The 17,157-nt window shown below is 46.5% G+C and carries 13 protein-coding genes; 9 read left to right on the top strand and 4 right to left on the bottom strand.

The genetic code is table 11. The features are described from left to right. Positions 1 to 3: 3 nt before the first annotated feature. On the top strand, positions 4 to 1,407 hold the full coding sequence (locus tag K8S15_01695; GenBank protein ID MCD4774749.1) for a DUF4900 domain-containing protein: 1,404 nt from the start codon (positions 4 to 6) through the stop codon (positions 1,405 to 1,407). 23 nt (positions 1,408 to 1,430) lie between these two features. Here the strand turns inward: K8S15_01695 and K8S15_01690 are convergent, their stop codons facing one another. The 4 genes from K8S15_01690 to K8S15_01675 form a co-directional block, all read right to left on the bottom strand. Further along, positions 1,431 to 2,315: a transposase gene (locus K8S15_01690; GenBank protein ID MCD4774748.1), complete on the bottom strand. Its 885-nt coding sequence runs from the start codon at positions 2,313 to 2,315 to the stop codon at positions 1,431 to 1,433. 248 nt (positions 2,316 to 2,563) lie between these two features. After that, a complete protein-coding gene (locus K8S15_01685) occupies positions 2,564 to 4,021 on the bottom strand; it encodes a hypothetical protein (GenBank protein MCD4774747.1) in 1,458 nt (485 codons plus the stop codon). Positions 4,022 to 4,051: 30 nt separating this feature from the next. Next, positions 4,052 to 4,882: a PTS sugar transporter subunit IIA gene (locus K8S15_01680; protein MCD4774746.1), complete on the bottom strand. Its 831-nt coding sequence runs from the start codon at positions 4,880 to 4,882 to the stop codon at positions 4,052 to 4,054. A gap of 2 nt (positions 4,883 to 4,884) precedes the next feature. Next, positions 4,885 to 6,117, bottom strand: a complete 1,233-nt coding sequence (locus tag K8S15_01675) for a cation:proton antiporter (GenBank protein MCD4774745.1) — start codon at positions 6,115 to 6,117, stop codon at positions 4,885 to 4,887. Between the two features lie 250 nt (positions 6,118 to 6,367). Here K8S15_01675 and prfB point away from each other — a divergent pair, with 250 nt between their 5' ends. The 8 genes from prfB to lpxD all read left to right on the top strand — a co-directional run bounded on the left by prfB (position 6,368) and on the right by lpxD (position 17,154). Beyond that, complete coding sequence (gene prfB / locus K8S15_01670) at positions 6,368 to 7,360, top strand: peptide chain release factor 2 (protein ID MCD4774744.1); 993 nt, start codon at positions 6,368 to 6,370, stop codon at positions 7,358 to 7,360. Beyond that, a complete protein-coding gene (lysS, locus tag K8S15_01665) occupies positions 7,357 to 8,820 on the top strand; it encodes a lysine--tRNA ligase (GenBank protein ID MCD4774743.1) in 1,464 nt (487 codons plus the stop codon). Before prfB ends, lysS begins: the two co-directional genes overlap by 4 nt. Then, complete coding sequence (locus K8S15_01660) at positions 8,817 to 10,067, top strand: ABC transporter permease (protein ID MCD4774742.1); 1,251 nt, start codon at positions 8,817 to 8,819, stop codon at positions 10,065 to 10,067. The genes lysS and K8S15_01660 overlap by 4 nt, the downstream gene beginning before the upstream one ends. After that, the gene (locus tag K8S15_01655; protein ID MCD4774741.1) at positions 10,060 to 10,740 is read left to right on the top strand and encodes an ABC transporter ATP-binding protein; all 681 of its coding nucleotides are present in this window, start codon (positions 10,060 to 10,062) and stop codon (positions 10,738 to 10,740) included. Before K8S15_01660 ends, K8S15_01655 begins: the two co-directional genes overlap by 8 nt. 103 nt (positions 10,741 to 10,843) lie before the next feature. Further along, positions 10,844 to 13,318 carry an ATP-dependent Clp protease ATP-binding subunit gene (locus tag K8S15_01650; GenBank protein ID MCD4774740.1) on the top strand — a complete coding sequence of 825 codons (2,475 nt, stop codon included), beginning with the start codon at positions 10,844 to 10,846 and terminating at the stop codon, positions 13,316 to 13,318. After that, positions 13,315 to 15,546 carry an outer membrane protein assembly factor BamA gene (gene bamA / locus K8S15_01645; GenBank protein ID MCD4774739.1) on the top strand — a complete coding sequence of 744 codons (2,232 nt, stop codon included), beginning with the start codon at positions 13,315 to 13,317 and terminating at the stop codon, positions 15,544 to 15,546. The genes K8S15_01650 and bamA overlap by 4 nt, the downstream gene beginning before the upstream one ends. Positions 15,547 to 15,623: 77 nt before the next feature. Next, the gene (locus K8S15_01640; protein ID MCD4774738.1) at positions 15,624 to 16,130 is read left to right on the top strand and encodes an OmpH family outer membrane protein; all 507 of its coding nucleotides are present in this window, start codon (positions 15,624 to 15,626) and stop codon (positions 16,128 to 16,130) included. 1 nt (position 16,131) lies between these two features. Beyond that, positions 16,132 to 17,154 (top strand): UDP-3-O-(3-hydroxymyristoyl)glucosamine N-acyltransferase, encoded by a 1,023-nt coding sequence (gene lpxD, locus K8S15_01635; GenBank protein MCD4774737.1) that lies wholly within the window; start codon positions 16,132 to 16,134, stop codon positions 17,152 to 17,154. Positions 17,155 to 17,157: the final 3 nt, after the last annotated feature.

The raw sequence follows: 17,157 nt of genomic DNA, 5'->3' as shown, positions 1-17,157 counted from the left end.
GGAATGAAAAGAGGTCGGACCGGCGAAAAAGGTGCCGTGCTGGCAATTACAATGGTGCTAGCCGTTGTTCTGTTCATTCTTTTTACCGCAGTTTTTGTTCTGTTCAACGCGAATATAGATTCCTACAGAAACACGTCCGATAGAATACAGGCAATGGCGACAGCGGAAGCCGGAGCGAATATAGCGTTACATGAACTTGCGCTTGGAAACGGAGCGCCTGCTGAAACGGCACCATATTCGCTCCCGGGGGACAGTGCTCAATGGATGAGTATTCAGGGTGGAGACGGTAAGGCACGTGTTATAATTGATCCGTACGATGGCAATACTATTCCTAATTCAATAGGAGCCGTTGAAATAAGAAGCAGAGGGCTGTGCGGCAACGTAACAAGAGATGTTGTGATACGCGCTTCCCCCGATTATCCGTCCAGGTATGCTCTTCTTATGAACAGAAGTATTTCCCAGGGTTTTTTTGTTGATGGAACCTTTATAGATGGTCCGGTTCATTCCAACGGTTCAATAGGGTTTTCCAGTCTCTCATCTGATTCAACTGACGATCCTTATGTGGCGGCGATTTCTACGAGTCTGGAGGATTTCTATTTTGCTGATGCCGGTTACTCCGATGTACCCCATCCGGCGAATTCAAATATCTGGATCAGACCGTACCGACATCATGCCAGGGGGAGTCCATACTGGGAAACCGAGGCGGACAGCATTGACTTTCACGCCATATCTCAATGGTTCAGGCAACTGCAGAATGAGGCCGCCCTGCAGGGAACAATGATCCTCGGAACCGGAAGGATTATTCTTAAGGATGACATGCTCCTTTTCAAAAATGGAATAGACTCTCCCGTGGATACAATCGATCTTACTGGAAAGGAAATAGTCTACATCCAGTGTGGTGGTGGCCGCGTTTATCTGAAGACTTCCGGAAGCCCCGATAATGCGATCACTCTTGTGAGTACCGGACCGATATTCGTCGCCGGATCGATAGATAAGCCAAGGCATGATGATTCTGGACCATTGGGAATTGTTTCCCTGGCAGACATAATCATAGCGGAAGATCCTGACCTGTCAGGTGATGAAGACTGGCCTTATCCCTGGAGTATTGAGACTGATCAGCATCTGCAGATTCGTGCTGTAGTTGCCGCTCCGAATGGCTGCCTGAGAGCGCAAAATCCCGGCATGCCGGATCCTGGCATGAGATTTACGATATATGGAGGTCTTATTCTTAATCATTTTGGTTTGACAGGGATGGGCGGAAAAGGCTATGAGCTTGCTATTGCCTGGAATCAGGCACTTACGAGAATGCACCCGCCCTGTTTTCCGGATCTAAACAGATGGGTAATATCATCCTGGGAGCAGGACAGGGATTATGGTGAACTGAGTATCGACGACAACCTGTTCTAGGTGCCGGGCCTAACATATAAACATTATGTCGATTTATTGCTCATATTTTGTGAGTCAATAGTTTGAGAAATTTGCATTTCTCTGATTATTCTTCCGACTGTTATAACATGAAGATGTAAAAACTCAGAAAGTTCCTTCATAGTGTATCCATGCTTGGTATATGCAGTAAAGAGCAATTTATTTCTTGATTCTTTAATAAGGAATTTGAGATTCTTGAATAGTGAAGGTAGATCTTCTCTACATGCATATCTCTGTTCTTTTGGAATGTATATATCATCCTGGTGTTTGCCGATTCTGTTACGAAGTGCTTCCATAAAACACTTGTCGCCCAGAACAAGACCAGCTCTTACATCCTTCATTGGTGAATCAGCGTTGATGCCGTCCATAACGAAGTTTATATAGCTTTTGCGAGCAAGAGAAATGTCACTGTCAAACTGGGCTAAAACCCAATCTGTGGTCAGAGTGGGATTTGTTTCAGTAGCGCCAATTGTCTGACAATAACTGCTCCACCGGTAATTTGCTGGATGATCTACGATACCGGCTCTTACAGGATTGAGAACTATATATCTGCACAATTCAAGAAGATAGTTATCCCTTTGTACTAAAATAGCTTTGAATCTACCCTGAAATACATGACCAACATGCTCATATTGTTTATTGAAAAACTTGGCATAAACCGAGTTTAACCTGTGTATTCCTGCCGAAAGATTTGCGTTGGGAGTTTCTATGAGCAAGTGGTAATGATTGCTCATTATGCAGTATCCATGACATATGAATTTGAATGCTTTCGAGCAGTCTTCAAGAATGTCAAGGAACTTAAGCCTGCCTTCATCGTCAAGGAAGATTGTGGCTTTACCGTTGCCACGTGCGGTGACGTGATATAATGCACCCGGATACTCGATTCTCAATTGCCTGCTCATACAAACAGTTTACTCATAAATGAGATGTATTGCAAGTGTTGAAAATGAAAACATAAATAAATGCACCTTTGTTGAAATGATAAATACATGATAGGGTATCGTGAAATAAGAAAGCAAATCTACTTGAAATGTTTAGATATCAGGCCCGGCACCATAAGGACGAAAACAGGCACTATTCTAGCGAACAGCGCCTGTTAAACATCAAATGAGTGGGTTGATTAACCCTTTATTTATTCCTAAAATGTTTGATTGTTAGGCCCGGCACCCAGGATACTGAGGTTGTCGGCGAAGAGTTTTGCGTATTCGCCGGTCGGGAACGCTGATTCGAGGGCGCCCGAAGCAAGCCCGATACTTTCTTCAAGCGGCAGTGTATATCGCATTACTGTAAATCTTTTCCTGAAATCGGACACTTCATCGGCAACATCTTCGTTCTTTAAGATTACTCTGGCCATGAGTTCCGCAAGGGTGCCGAAATCATCCTCGTTCATTCCATACCTGGTCATTTCGGATACACCTGTCCGGATACCGCTTGAGTAAAGGAACGTTTCGTCATCCGGAAGAGCCTGATAGTTGACTATGATGTTATTGGCCTGAAGGTTGTCTGCTATCTCAGATCCCTCTCCGTGCTCTGCCACACGAACAACAACCTGATGTGTACAGGTATAACCGTCAGCAGGGTCACCTTCGACCGCAAGCCCGTTATCCGCAAGGTGTTTCGCGAAGGCTCTTGCGTTGGAAAGTACCTGTTTCTGGTACTCATCCTTGAATTCATTCATTTCTATGGTAGCAACAAGAAGACCAAGCAGGGTGGCAAGATGATGGTTGCTTGTGCTGCCAGGGAAGGCTCTGCTCGTGATATCAAGCCAGAGTTTCCTAAGAGGAGTCTTTTTCGCCATATTGCTTACGACAACGCCACGCTGCGGTCCGAAAAAAGTTTTGTGGGTCGATCCTGTAACAACATCAGCGCCATCAGTCAGCGGAGACTGAAATGCTCCGTAAATACCGAGCACATGAGCCATGTCGTACATGATAATTGGCTTGTCATCCCAACCTGCAACCTCGTCGGCCATTTCCTTGACCGGTTCAGGATAGAGGAACATGCTCTTCCCGAAGATTACAAGTTCCGGACGAGTCTGGCGGACAGTTTCGAGCATCTTCGGTACATCTATCCTGTAGGGATTGCTTTCCATCACAGGGAAATTGACGCAGTTCTCTTTGCCTGTATCAGGATTTATATCCACGAAATTGAAAAGGGCTCCGAAAGGCTGGCTTGACAGATGACCTCCCAGACCCAGATTGTTATTCATAACGGAGTGTAGTTTTCTGAAAGTTCCATCAGGGGTTGACCGGTTAACGAATTTCGTTGCTGCTTCAAAGACGATCTGATTTGCCATCTGGCCGCTTATCGGCCTCAATTCAGCCTCCTGGCAATGGAAATATTCCTTTATCGCTTCCACCGCTTCTATCTCTATTTTTCTGATAAATTCGGTTCCGTGATAGAAATATACTTCCTTGCCCTTCATCCTTTTATGCTCAGCGTATCTGCCCGCAGGATCACACAATTCGCAGATTTTAACAAGGGGACTGGCGGTATTTTCAGAAGGGATAAGATTAACACACTTCCTCTGTCTCCATAAATTGTTTTCGCGAATTCTTCCAAATAGTTCATCCATATTTTTCGACAAATCGGCCATGATTCTGCTCCTTATCGGCTTTTAATTAATTCATATTGTTTCCAGAGATCCTCTTACCATGTTCGGTGACAGTACTATAATGCAGGCTCCCCGGTGATTATCCAAATCTCCGGTTATCTCTTCGATAGAGGCTATCATTTCATCAAGGGTATCGGCTGGAACGAGTGCGAGAATGGTTCTTGGTTCGGGCTTGGAACTGCCGAGTACATCAAGAAAACCCGCAAAAACAGGCGCTCCAGAAAGGATCTGACTCATAAGGTTTCCCTCATGGGTTATAGCCCCTGGAAGGCCCATTTCAAGAAAGAGTTCGATTATGTCATTGTAAACATCCTCCTCCTGAACAACTACAAGCATAAGCCTGTTAAAGGTTTTGTCTTTGCAGGAATCAATTGCAGTTGCAGGTGCGGCGTGATAGAGAAAGGCTTCCCTTAGGGCATACGAGGTAGAACTGCTCAGCATCTCGTATCGGGATTTGCCTGCACTAAGTACTCTGCTTGCTGCGGCAAGGAGCCTCAGATGCATTTCCGGGTCATCAGGGGGGCCTACAATAGCACAGAAGATGTGCACACTTCTTTTGTCCATAGCATCGAATGGCACCCCCTTGTTTGAAACACCCAGGGCCACTGCGAAATCCGTTATCCCTTCCACCTTGCAGTGAGGAATAGCGATTCCTTTGCCGAAACCGGTGGATCCCATTTTTTCTCTTTCCAGAAGGCCATTTTTGATACTTTCCAGATTTGCTCCGGCAGCGTTCGGGGATTTTACGATAAGTTCGGCAAGGCTCCTGATAACTTCTTCTTTTGTTTTTTCTTCAAGCTTAATTGTGCAGGATTCAAGTGAAAGGTATTTAGAAATATCCATTATTACTCCAATTTAGCGCCGTGAACTACAGCGTATCTTGAAAGCGGCGGTCCGGTAAGTTCATTAACAAGTACAGAGAACAGTACAATATTTATAAGAGTAGTAGTGATGGAGCGGTTAATCGCAAAATAAGGCATCGTATCCAGAAACAGTACAAGACCTATAGCCACTCCGGCCTGTGGGAGCATTCCGAAGCCAAGATATTTCTTAATCAGCGGATCCGAATTGGCTGCGGACGCTCCGAAATGTACTCCAAGAATTTTTCCGGCGGCTCTGGCCAGGACAAATATTCCACCCATGAGCAGGATATGAGGCGAGGTAAGAATGGCTAAGTTCAATTCGGCACCGGCAATCGCGAAGAAGGCTGCGTAAAGGGGTGGAGAAATTGAATCCAGAGTATTGATGATCCTGTGGGTTTTCCTTGACAGGTTCGCCATCATAGTACCCGCAGCCATACTGGCGAGAAGCGCGCTGAGATGAAAGCAGTTGGAGATCGCTGAAAGAATGAGTACAACCCCAAGTAATACTATCAGTACTTCGTTGGCTCTTCTTCTTTTTCGGGTCAGAAGATGCAGTACCAATCCTGCAAATGCCCCAAGTGCAATTGATGAGAAAATCTCAATTACAGCATGGAAAACCGAATTAACAAGGCCGGTAGCTGATCCAAGAGAATTACCGGCAATGGCGGTAACCGCAGCAAAGAGCAGTACGCATCCCGCATCATCAAGAGCTACGACACCGTAGAGATGGTCGACGAATGGACCTCTTGCCTTGAGCTCTCTGATGATCGCAACTGTAGCCGCAGGTGCCGTTGCGGATGCTATAGCTCCCAGAATTGCAGCGTATTCGAACTTCATTCCCGCGATAACCAGGCCGGCTGTAACAAGAATGAATGTACCGCAAAGTTGGAAAAGCGTAATGATTACCACCGGCTTTCCGATGGTTCTAAGTTTTTTCAAGCTGAATTCGCTTCCGATAACCAGGGCGATAAGAGCAAGGGCGATTTCGGTTATCGAAGCGAGGGTCTCATCTAGGTCTTCGTGAACAAGGCCAATGCATGAAGGTCCCAGCAGCAGGCCCGCGAGTATAAAACCGGTTATAGCCGGAAGCCGCACTTTCTCCGCAAACCGACCCATGAAATAACTTCCCATGAGAAGAATCCCGACCCCAAATACGACATGGTGGCTGAAAACTTCGCGCAGTTCCAGCAGATAACCTGTTATTTCTGAAAACATCAGACCTCCCAAACAGGGCACCAGAATAATTCGGTAAAGCCTTCGGGTCAACCTTAGCTTAGGTATTTATCCAGTGAAGTCATATATTCCCTTGATTCAAGATAAACTACAATATTGATGTGAAAGTGAGATACGATGAATCTGGATGAAATACAAGGCGGTTATTCAAGAGCATTCGACAGGCTGTCAAGACTAAAGGAGGGTCTTTGACTTTGCCGGACTTGAGGAAAAGGAAGGGAAACTCAATAAGATAATGGCTGAACCGGGTTTCTGGGACAGCAGGGATAGTGCCATGAAGACCATTGAGGAGAACAAACAGGTTCAGATATGGCTTGATCCCATTCGTGGCTTGGAAAACAGGCTTGATACTATTGTAATTGCTCTGGAACTGCTTGAGGACGGTTCCGATGAAGAACTTCTGAATGATAGCGCTATCAATCTCTCCGCAATAGCCAGAAAGCTTGACAGACTGGAATTCATACAAATGCTTTCCGGTCAGCATGACAGGAACGATGCAATCCTGACAATCCGTTCCGGAGCCGGCGGGCAGGACAGCCAGGACTGGGCTGAAATGTTGATGAAGATGTACATTTACTGGGCTGAAAAGCAGGAATTTGATATTGAGGTTCTCAGCTTAAGTGAAGGCGGTTCGGAGGGTGGTATCAGAGAAGCTACTTTATCTGTTAAAGGTTCCTGGGCTTATGGGTACCTGAGGGCCGAAGGCGGTATTCATCGCCTGGTTAGAAAATCACCTTTTGACCAGAACCACAGGAGGCATACGAGTTTTGCTTCGGTGTTTCCGCTGCCGGATATCGAAGATGAGATAGAAATTGAGCTTAATGACGATGAAATCAGAGTTGATACTTTCAGAGCAAGCGGAGCGGGTGGCCAGCATGTTAATAAAACAGATTCGGCTGTGAGAATGACCCATATTCCCACGGGGATAGTGGCAACATGCCAGAATCAGCGGTCTCAGCACCGTAACCGGGAAGTTGCCAGGAGAATCCTTAGGGCGAAGCTGTACGAACTCGAAGAGGAGAAACGGCTGGAAGAGAAGGCCAAACTGGAGAAAACGAAAAAGGATGTATCATGGGGTCATCAGATAAGATCGTACGTTATGCATCCCTATAGGATGGTAAAGGATCACCGAACCGGAATAGAAACATCCAACATAGATGATTTCCTATCCGGTGAAATCCAGGAATTCATAGAGGAATATCTGAGAAAGAGCAGTCAGCAATGAGTGATGAGAAGAATACTGTAAGAGAGGAGAAACTCCTTCGACTGAAGGAAGAACTTGGTGTTGACCCTTACCCTTCGTGTTGCCATAAATCAATACCAATAAACGTGATAAGGGATGCAGGTGAAACCGAAAGCACTGTTACCGCGTCGGGAAGGCTTACAGGCAAGCGGGAACATGGAAAGACAGTGTTTGCAGACCTGCGGGATGCAACAGGATCGATCCAGATCTATTTCGGAAAAAAGATATTGAGCGAGAGGGACTGGTCTGTACTTGATCTTCTTGATCTTGGGGATTTTATTCAGGTGAAAGGATCAATATTCACAACGAGGATGGGGGAGCTGACTATAAAATGTGAAGAGCTGGGACTGCTCTGCAAAAGTCTGAGACAGCTTCCTGTTGTTAAAGTTGATGCCACTGGAGTGGCTCACGATGAAGTTACCGACAGAGACTTTCTCTTCAGACATCGGTGCGTGGATCTACAGGTGAATACGGATTCACTTAACAGATTTGTAAAACGAAGCAGAATCATATCCGCTTTAAGGTCACACCTGGATTCCAGCGGATTTCTGGAAGTTGAAACCCCTGTACTTCAGCCATTATACGGAGGTGCTGCGGCAGAGCCTTTTGAAACAATGTACGGAAGCATGAACCAGCAGTTTTATCTTAGAATAGCCACCGAATTGTATCTTAAGAGGTTGGTAGCCGGAGGGATTGACAGGGTATACGAGCTTGGAAAAGACTTCAGAAACGAGGGTGTTGACAGAACACACAGCCCCGAATTTACTCAGCTTGAACTTTACGAAGCATACGCTGATTACAATGTAATGATGAACAGATTCGAGGAGATGTTCTGCGCTGCAGCTGAGTCTGCCGATCATAGTGGCAGTGTACTATACCAGGGAGACAATATAGATATTTCACCTCCATTCCGGAGAATAGGTTTTTTGGATTCTCTTCGGGAAGCAAGTGGTGAGGATCTTTTCTCCTGGGAGACTGAGGATCTCAGGAAGCTTATCGATAGAAATGATATAATTACTCAGGCTGATGATCGCATCACAATGCTTGACAAACTATTTGATCATTATGTTGCCCATCGGATTCAGCAGCCAACATTTGTAATTGATTATCCAGAAGAGCTTTCGCCACTTGCAAAAAGGAAGAGGGGCGCTTCAGGCGTAACCGAAAGGTTCGAAGTGTTTATTGCCGGGCTGGAGTTAGCAAACGCGTTCAGCGAGCAGAACAATCCTGTGCTTCAGAGAAGGATTCTGAAAGAACAGGCTGATGCCAGCAAACACAGAGAAGGCGAGCTTGATGAAGATTTCCTCTACGCTCTGGAAACGGGCATGCCTCCAACAGGCGGCATGGGAATTGGTGTTGATCGTCTTGTGATGGTTCTTACAGATACAGGCAAGATAAGGGATACCATCCTCTTTCCGCATTTAAAACGGAATGATCAGTGAAACTTTCACTTGTTTTCCGTATTGCATGGCGTCAAATACTCAGCAGATCGAACTCCGGTTTTATAAGGACTGTTTCTTTTCTTTCCATTGCGGGGATAGCCATAGGAGTCGCCGCGCTCTTGATACTGAATTCCTTTATGGACGGATTCTCTGAATCCATACTGAACCAGCTTTCCTCCATTCATCCCCCAATGGAGATCAGGACTCCCGGCGGTTTTGTACTTGAGCCGGAAGCTATTCAGTTTGCAGACAGTCTGGCCGGCACATTAGGAAATATCACATCTGTTTCACCTGTGCTTGAAAAAACAGTAGTTGCTGCCGGGAACAGCGGAGACGTTGCCGGAGTCCGTATAAGGGGAGTGGATTGGGATATAGAACCTTCATTGGTTACCGGTGAAAGGCTTCGTGATCTCGACGTATCCGGAAGGGGAGCGGTACTGGGCACGACACTTGCAGAAAGGCTTGGTGTCTCCAGGGGAGATACAGTCAGACTTGCTTCTACGGATGCAACCCAGTTTTCTGCTATGGGAAGGTTGTTGGTTGACACCATTGTATCCGTTCGTATAAGTGAGGTAACGAATTTTGGTATAGAGGAATACAATTCTTCAATTATAATCACGGACATTTCAACAGTTTCACTGCTTTTCAAAAACCCGATTATGGCTACTTCACTGAGCGTAGGTCTGGTACAGGACGCGGATCCTGTAACTGAAGCTGAGAATATATCACATCTTCTTAGAGAATCTTATATTGCAGGAGAATGTGATTATATGATTTGCAGTGCTTTTATATCAGCTCATAGAAATCTTTTCGCTGCTCTGGGGCTGGAGAAAACAGGAATGACCATTGTGCTTGCATTGATAAGTGTTGTTGCGTTGCTGAACCTTCTCAGTGCCCTTAATATGATCGCAATTGAGCACCGGAGAGATACCGGAGTTCTGAGATCCATGGGAGCATCTCCGGGTATTATCGTTTCCACAGGATTGATGCAGGGCGGCATTATTGGAGCAGGCGGTGCGCTTTCAGGGAGCATTTTTGCAGCGCTTGCCGTTATTCTTATAAACAGATACTTTCCCATAAGGCTTGAAAGCAGTGTATACTGGATTGATATGCTTCCCGGGAAAGTGCAGCCGCATCTTATTGTTGGAATAATTTGTGCAACCATTGCAGCGTGCTTTGTAGCAGCCATTATTCCTGCTCTGCACGCAATTAGAGTGTCTCCATCGGAAGCGGTGAGATATGAATGATACTGTTGTTTTATCAGCAGTTGATATATGGAAATCGTACGGTAAAGGAGACACATTTCTTTCGATTCTAAGGGGCTCATGTATTAGTGTGTCCAAAGGTGAAGTTGTATCAATCGTGGGCCCGAGCGGTTCGGGCAAAAGCACTTTTTTGCATGTCTGCGGTGTACTCGACCCTCCCGATAGAGGCACCGTATCCGTCGGAGGAACTGATGTATGGTCTGTGAATGAATCCAGAAGGGCAAAACTGCGGAATACTGATCTGGGGTTTGTATTTCAGTTTCATCACCTGCTTGATGAGTTCACACTTCTTGAGAATGTTGCTATGCCGTCCATGCTGGCCGGGAACTCACGGCGGAATGCTCTTGAATCCGCATCGGAGCTTCTTGAAGAAGTAGGATTATCCAGCAGAGGCCGACACTTCCCTTCGGAGGCTTCAGGAGGTGAGCGACAGAGGATTGCTGTAGCACGGGCATTAATACTATCCCCTTCAGTTGTGCTGGCTGATGAACCAACGGGAAACCTTGATTCGGCCAACAGCAGAATTGTCGAGGATCTGATGTTCGAACTGGCCGAAAGAAGAAACCAGGCTTTCATCATCGCGACTCACAGCATCGAGCTTGCCGGGAGAGCTCATAGATGTCTTGAACTGGAAGACGGGATACTCTGCTCTTGAGATGTCGATGATTGCAGAGTTTTATCCGCAGAATTATCTTTCAGGAACAAAGGACCGCATTTTTGGATAGAAGCATTCCGTAATCGCTCACAGAGGAGGATAAGTGCCGGAGAAACTGACAGAGAAAGCACGGGCTGCTCTGGAGATATCAGTTAATGAAGCTGAACGATCAGGACAGAGTAAGGTGGCCTCCGAGCATATTCTATTTGGTTTGATTTCAGTAAAGGGCTCGGCGGCTCTGATAATTCTTCATGAGCTTGGCGTAAGAATTGGCATACTGAGAACAAGACTCGAAAACCTTATGCGCAGACCGGTAGCAAACGAGATAACTCTGCGCGAGGTAGGCTGGACTACCAAAGCTCGTCTGGTTAGACGTGAGGCCATAAGAAGAGCTGTGAGCAGCGGTGCGATTGAAACAGGTACCCATCATCTTCTGCTGGGTCTCATGTCAGTAGGAAACTGCCAGGCTTCCAGCATTCTCAGAGAAAAGGGGGTATTTCTAAAGGCCGCTGAAGAAGCCGCCGCAGAACTACCACCTCATATTGAATCAGATAATGCTGAAAAACAGAAAAATCTGCAGGAAATACCGGGAATAGATTATTTCTGCAGGGATTTGACCAGGATGACAAGAGAGGGTAAACTCGATCCTGTTATCGGCAGGGAACGGCAGATAGACAGGTTAATGCAGGTTCTGTGCCGAAGGAAGAAATCAAACCCTATTCTTATAGGGGAACCGGGCGTTGGAAAAACGGCGATTGTGGAAGGCCTTGCTGGGCTTATCGCCCAGGGAAAAACACCAGATCTGATAGCTGGAAAACGGATACTTGCCCTTGATATGGCTGCGGTGGTCGCCGGAACGAAATACCGGGGACAGTTCGAGCAAAGGCTGAAAAAGCTACTTGGAGAGATTTCCGAATCCGGAGATATCATACTCTTTATCGATGAAGCGCATGTACTCGTAGGAGCCGGTGCGGCCGAGGGTGCTATGGACGCGGCCAATCTTCTTAAACCGGCCCTCGCAAGGGGGGAATTACAATGTATAGCGGCTACAACACTCGATGAGTACAGGAAACGTATTGAGAAGGATGGAGCGCTTGAGAGAAGATTTCAGCCTGTACCTGTTGATCCTCCGGGTGTGAATGAAACAATCGAGATCCTTGAAGGCCTGAGGCAGAGGTACGAAGAACATCACGGAACGGTATATACAGATGAGGCGATTCAGGCTTCCGCAAAACTGGCTGCCAGGTATATCAGCGGCAGATTTCTCCCCGATAAGGCTATCGATGTAATGGATGAAGCGGGAGCGAAAAATAGAGTATCACATTGTACTCTGCCCGATAACATAAAGGAAATGATGAATGGTCTTGCGGTACTTAAAAACAGAAAAAATGAAGCATCTCGGAACGAGGAATTCGAAAGTATCCTGAGATTGCGGGAGGAAATAGAGAACAGTGAAAAGGAACTTGCCGAAGCACGCTCCAGCTGGCTGGCAGGTGTTCAGATTTCTCCGGTTTCAGAAAAGCAGGTGGCTGAAGTAGTTGCGGACATGACAGGCATTCCGGTAAGCAGGGTTGGAAAGAGTGAAACAGCCAGACTTCTTGATCTTGAAGGCAGACTTGAGAGAAGGATAGTAGGACAGAGGGAGGCGATCGCAAGTATCACCAGCGCAATCAGACGTAGCCGGGTAGGGCTGAGGGATGCGAACAGACCGGCTGGAACATTCCTTTTCCTGGGTCCTTCAGGGGTTGGGAAAACGGAGACAGCAAGAATGCTTGCTGAACTGGTATACGAAGATCCATCTGCTCTTATCAGGATAGATATGTCCGAATTTCAGCAGAGTTTTGCTGGATCAAGGCTGATTGGCGCACCTCCAGGATATGTAGGCTACGATGAAGGAGGGCAACTGACAGAAAAAGTTCGTAGAAGACCTTACTCCATTGTACTTTTTGACGAAATCGAGAAAGCACATACCGATCTTTACAATATGCTCCTGCAGGTTATGGACTACGGCAGAATGACCGATAATTACGGCAGAGAGATAGATTTTACGAACACAATCATGATAATGACCAGCAACATCGCCTCCAGAGACCTTCTCAGCAACGGTAAACTGGGCTTTTCAACGGATGATAAAGAAGCTGAAACTGAACGTATTGACGGATTGGTGATGGATGCCGTTAAAAACCAGTTCAATCCCGAATTCCTCAACAGGCTGGACGAGATTGTGATTTTTAATCCTCTTGAATTTTCGGATATGGAGACAATTGTCTCCCTTCAGATGGAAGGTGTTGAAGAGCGATTGGAAGAACTTGGTATCTCTCTTGTCCTGTCCCCTGAAGCGATAACACTGATAGCAGAAGCCGGTTACGATCCTGAAGCCGGAGCAAGACATATAAGAAGAACAATAAGAAGGCTGCTTGAGGATCCGCTGACGGATTCGATATTGAGAAGTGAATTCTCATCCGGAGACACGGTTCTTGCAGTGCGGGATGGAAATCGAATCGTTTTCAGAATACCAAGGGAAAACAATGGAAATGAAATTACATCGAACACAATACAAGGAAGAGTTGAGAATTGAGAAATAGCATAGCATTTCTGGCACTTGTTATATCAACATCGCTTGCGCTTGAGGTAGGTACGGTGGAAGTGACCGGCAATTCCTTCGTAAGCACTGACCTTATCACCAGGGTTTTCGGACTGGTCGCAGGGGATATTTATACATCTGCTGCCGCCAGCAGGGGAACCAGGGATCTTTTCGGACTGGGATATTTCAGCGATATCGAACTGCAGGCTGATACATCCGGTGGAGTTGCGAACCTTCTCATTGTCGTAAACGAGAACAGGCTGCTAAGCAGAATTGAATTCAGCAACTCCGGACATCTTAATGAGAACGATGTTTTGGATTCGCTTTCACTATTCCCAGGTCAGACTGTCTCACCGGGACAGGTTGAAGAAGCTCGCAAGGTGGTGATGCATTTCTACGCTGAAAAACACAGGCACCAGGCTCTGGTTACGCCCGTATGGCTTGAACCGGATACTGACAACAGAAGCGTACTTGTGTTCGAATGTGAAGAGGGTCAGGACATCAGAGTCGGGGAGATAGACTTTTTTGGAAATACGGTATTCAATGATAGAAAGCTCCGCGGCCAGATGGATACAAGGCAGGATTCCTTCTGGCGGTCGGGAAGGTACAGAAAAAATGAATTTGAAGCCAGCCTTGATTCAGTGATAGCCTACTACCAGAATCACGGATATCCAGAAGCCGGAATTCTTGATGTCGAGGAGTCGATGCTCGAAGACGGACGGCATCTCAGGTTTGAGATAACTCTGGATGAGGGTGGATACTACACCTTTGGTGACATTTCATTTTCGGGTAATGAAGCTTTTTCTGACTCAATTCTTCTATCAGCCATGGATATGGAAGCTGGGGATGAGTACAGCAATGAAAAGCTTAGTTCTTCCCTTATGACGGTATACGAACTACTTCAGGAACGTGGATATTTCTACGCGGGTATCGATCCTGTTATCTCTTCAGGTGAACTGGAGGGCTCTCTTGATGTCGCTTACGTTCTAACCGAAGGTGAAAGGGCTCATATCCGCAGGATAGAAATCACCGGAAATAACAGAACGCTGGAAAATGTAATCAGGCGGGAATTAACCGTTTATCCCGGAGACATGTTCCAGAGGTCAGCTCTTATGAGAAGCTACAGGAATATCTACTACCTGAACTATTTCAGTAATGTTGGTGTGGATTTCCGCTACCTGGAAGATTCACCGGACGTTGACGTTCTCTTTGATCTGGAAGAGAAAACTACCGGAAAAGCCGGAATAGGAGCCGCATACGGAGGCGGAACAGGGTTCAGCGGATTTGTCGAACTGGGTGAAACCAACTTCTTCGGACGAGGACAAAATCTTTCCTTTAATTATAAATTCTCCAAAACCCAGCAGGATATCCAGGTGGGTTTCACAGAGCCGTGGTTTATGGATACACCTCTATCACTTGGTGGCGAGCTTTTTCATACTACCTATAATGAATCGGAATATGACCGCCGGAGAACAGGGGGAGCTGTGATGGTAGGCCGTCCTCTTCCGTGGGTGGATTACGGATCAGCATCAATAAAGTACAGCCTTGAAAAGGTTGATGTATTCGATATTACATCCGATACAACAAGTTACTACTACTCGCTTCGCGATATAGACTGGCCCAGATGGACAAGTTCTGTCAGGTTGAATTTTACCAGAGACAGCAGGGATAGACAGATGTTTGCCTCCAGTGGCTCCCGAAACAGCCTGACGGGTGAGTTTGCAGGGGGTGTTCTGGGCGGCAATATCGGATTCCAGAAATATCGTATCGACTCAAGCTGGTACGTGCCATCTTTCTGGAAGTTCATCTTCTTCTTAAGAGCAAGAGTTGGAATGGTAACATCTCTGTCTGGCAATGAACCTCCGGCATACGAACTCTTCGAACTGGGGGGAACAGGTTTCTACGGCATCAGGGGGTACGGTTCCGAGACCATCGTTGCCCGAGACGGTTATGCGACTGTAGGCGGAAGATCAATGCTGATACTGACCGCTGAATACAGATGCCGTATAATCGACCAGCTTCAACTGGCTGTATTTGCCGATGCGGGGAATACCTGGGATTCCTGGTCTTCCAGTGATTTTTCCGATCTGAACCGTGGCGTTGGAATCGGAGTAAGGATAGAAGTGCCTATGCTGGGCGTCATAGGATTCGATTACGCCTACGGCTTTGATGGCCCGAATCGCGGCTGGGAACCGCATTTTCAGTTCGGCACAATATTCTGACAGGTGACCGAACCGCGGCCGGAGTCCAGTATCGCTGATTTCAAGATTGACCGTTACGTATTTGGAGGATTACAGTTATGAAAACCGCTCTACTTTCTGCAGTCGTTGTTTCTTCTGTTATTGTAGCACAGACAATCGCGGTAATCGATTCGGACAGAATATTCGAAAATCTTGGTGAGGTTACCGACGCTAAAGAACTTCTTGAAAATGAGATACTGGAATGGGAAGCCCGAGCGGATTCACTTCAGGAAGAGATCGATGCCATTAAGACTGATCTTGAGTATACGATGGTAATGAGCCCTGAACGGAGAAGGGAGAGGGAAGTCCTTTTTGAGGAGAAGTCATTGGAGCTCCAGGAATTCCTTTCACTGACATTCGGACCGGGAGGTCTTGTCGAAACTCGAAACAGTCAGCTTGTCTCACCAATAGTAGCCAGTATTAACGAAGCGGTTCAGGAGATAAGCCTTGAGGAAGGTTACGATATTGTATTGGACACATCGGGTGGATTGGTAGTATATGTATCCAATTCAATTGATATAACAGATATTGTTCTTGAAAAACTATCTACCGGAAGCAGCGACTGATATGAAACTATCCATCCTGGCCGGAAAGCTCAACGGAAAACTTGAAGGACCGGATGGAGACAAAGAAGTTGAGGGTGTTTCCACACTTCAGAATGCGAAACCTGACCAGATCTGCTATTACGGCAATAAGCTATACAAGAAATACCTTGAGTCCACCAGAGCACTTGCTGTAATATCCAGGGAAATGGTTGAATCCTCAGCGGCAAACATCATTCTGGTGGAGAAACCATATCACGCCTTCAGGGATGTCCTGATCCTGTTCAGGAATGAGACCCCATCTGGTTTCAGCGGAATCCATCCAAGTTCTGTTATACATCCCGACGCGATACTCGATCAGGGTGTAACAGTAGGGCCGAATGCTGTCATTGATGCCTGCACCAGGATTGATAGCGGTACTTCGATAGCTGCAGGTACTTTCATCGGACCGGGAGTTACAATTGGCTCCGACAGTATTATCAATTCGGGAGTTTCGGTTTATCATGACTGCGTCATAGGCAGCCGAGTGATAATTCATTCAGGGGCAGTGATCGGATCCGACGGATTCGGTTTCGTACCTGACCCTGAAGGTCATCTCAAGGTTCCCCAGAACGGGAATGTCATTATAGAGGATGATGTAGAAGTCGGTGCCGGATCAACAATCGACAGAGCTGTGGTTGGCAGTACTGTAATAGGCAGATTTTCCAAGCTGGACAATCTTGTTCATATAGCTCATAATGTAACGGTTGGTTCGGGCTGCCTGATTGCGGCACAAACTGGAATAGCGGGGAGTACTGCAGTTGGATCAGGGGTGATTTTTGGCGGCCAGTCGGGTATAGTCGGGCATATAACCATCAGTGATGGCGCCGTAATTGCTGCACAGGCTGGCGTATCGAAAGACATACCATCAGGTGTTACAGTATCCGGTTATCCGGCCCGTTCTCATGAAAAACAACTTCGTGTGAATGCCGCACTGGTTGATTTACCCGATTTCAGAAGAAAAGTTATGAAATTCATGAAGGATTTTAGTATTACAGAAAAGGAATAATAA

The organism is Candidatus Aegiribacteria sp. (assembly GCA_021108005.1).
Classification (GTDB): domain Bacteria; phylum Fermentibacterota; class Fermentibacteria; order Fermentibacterales; family JCC-6; genus Aegiribacteria.
Note: the sequence above shows the minus strand (reverse complement) of the source record. Positions and strands in the feature narration are given on the sequence as shown.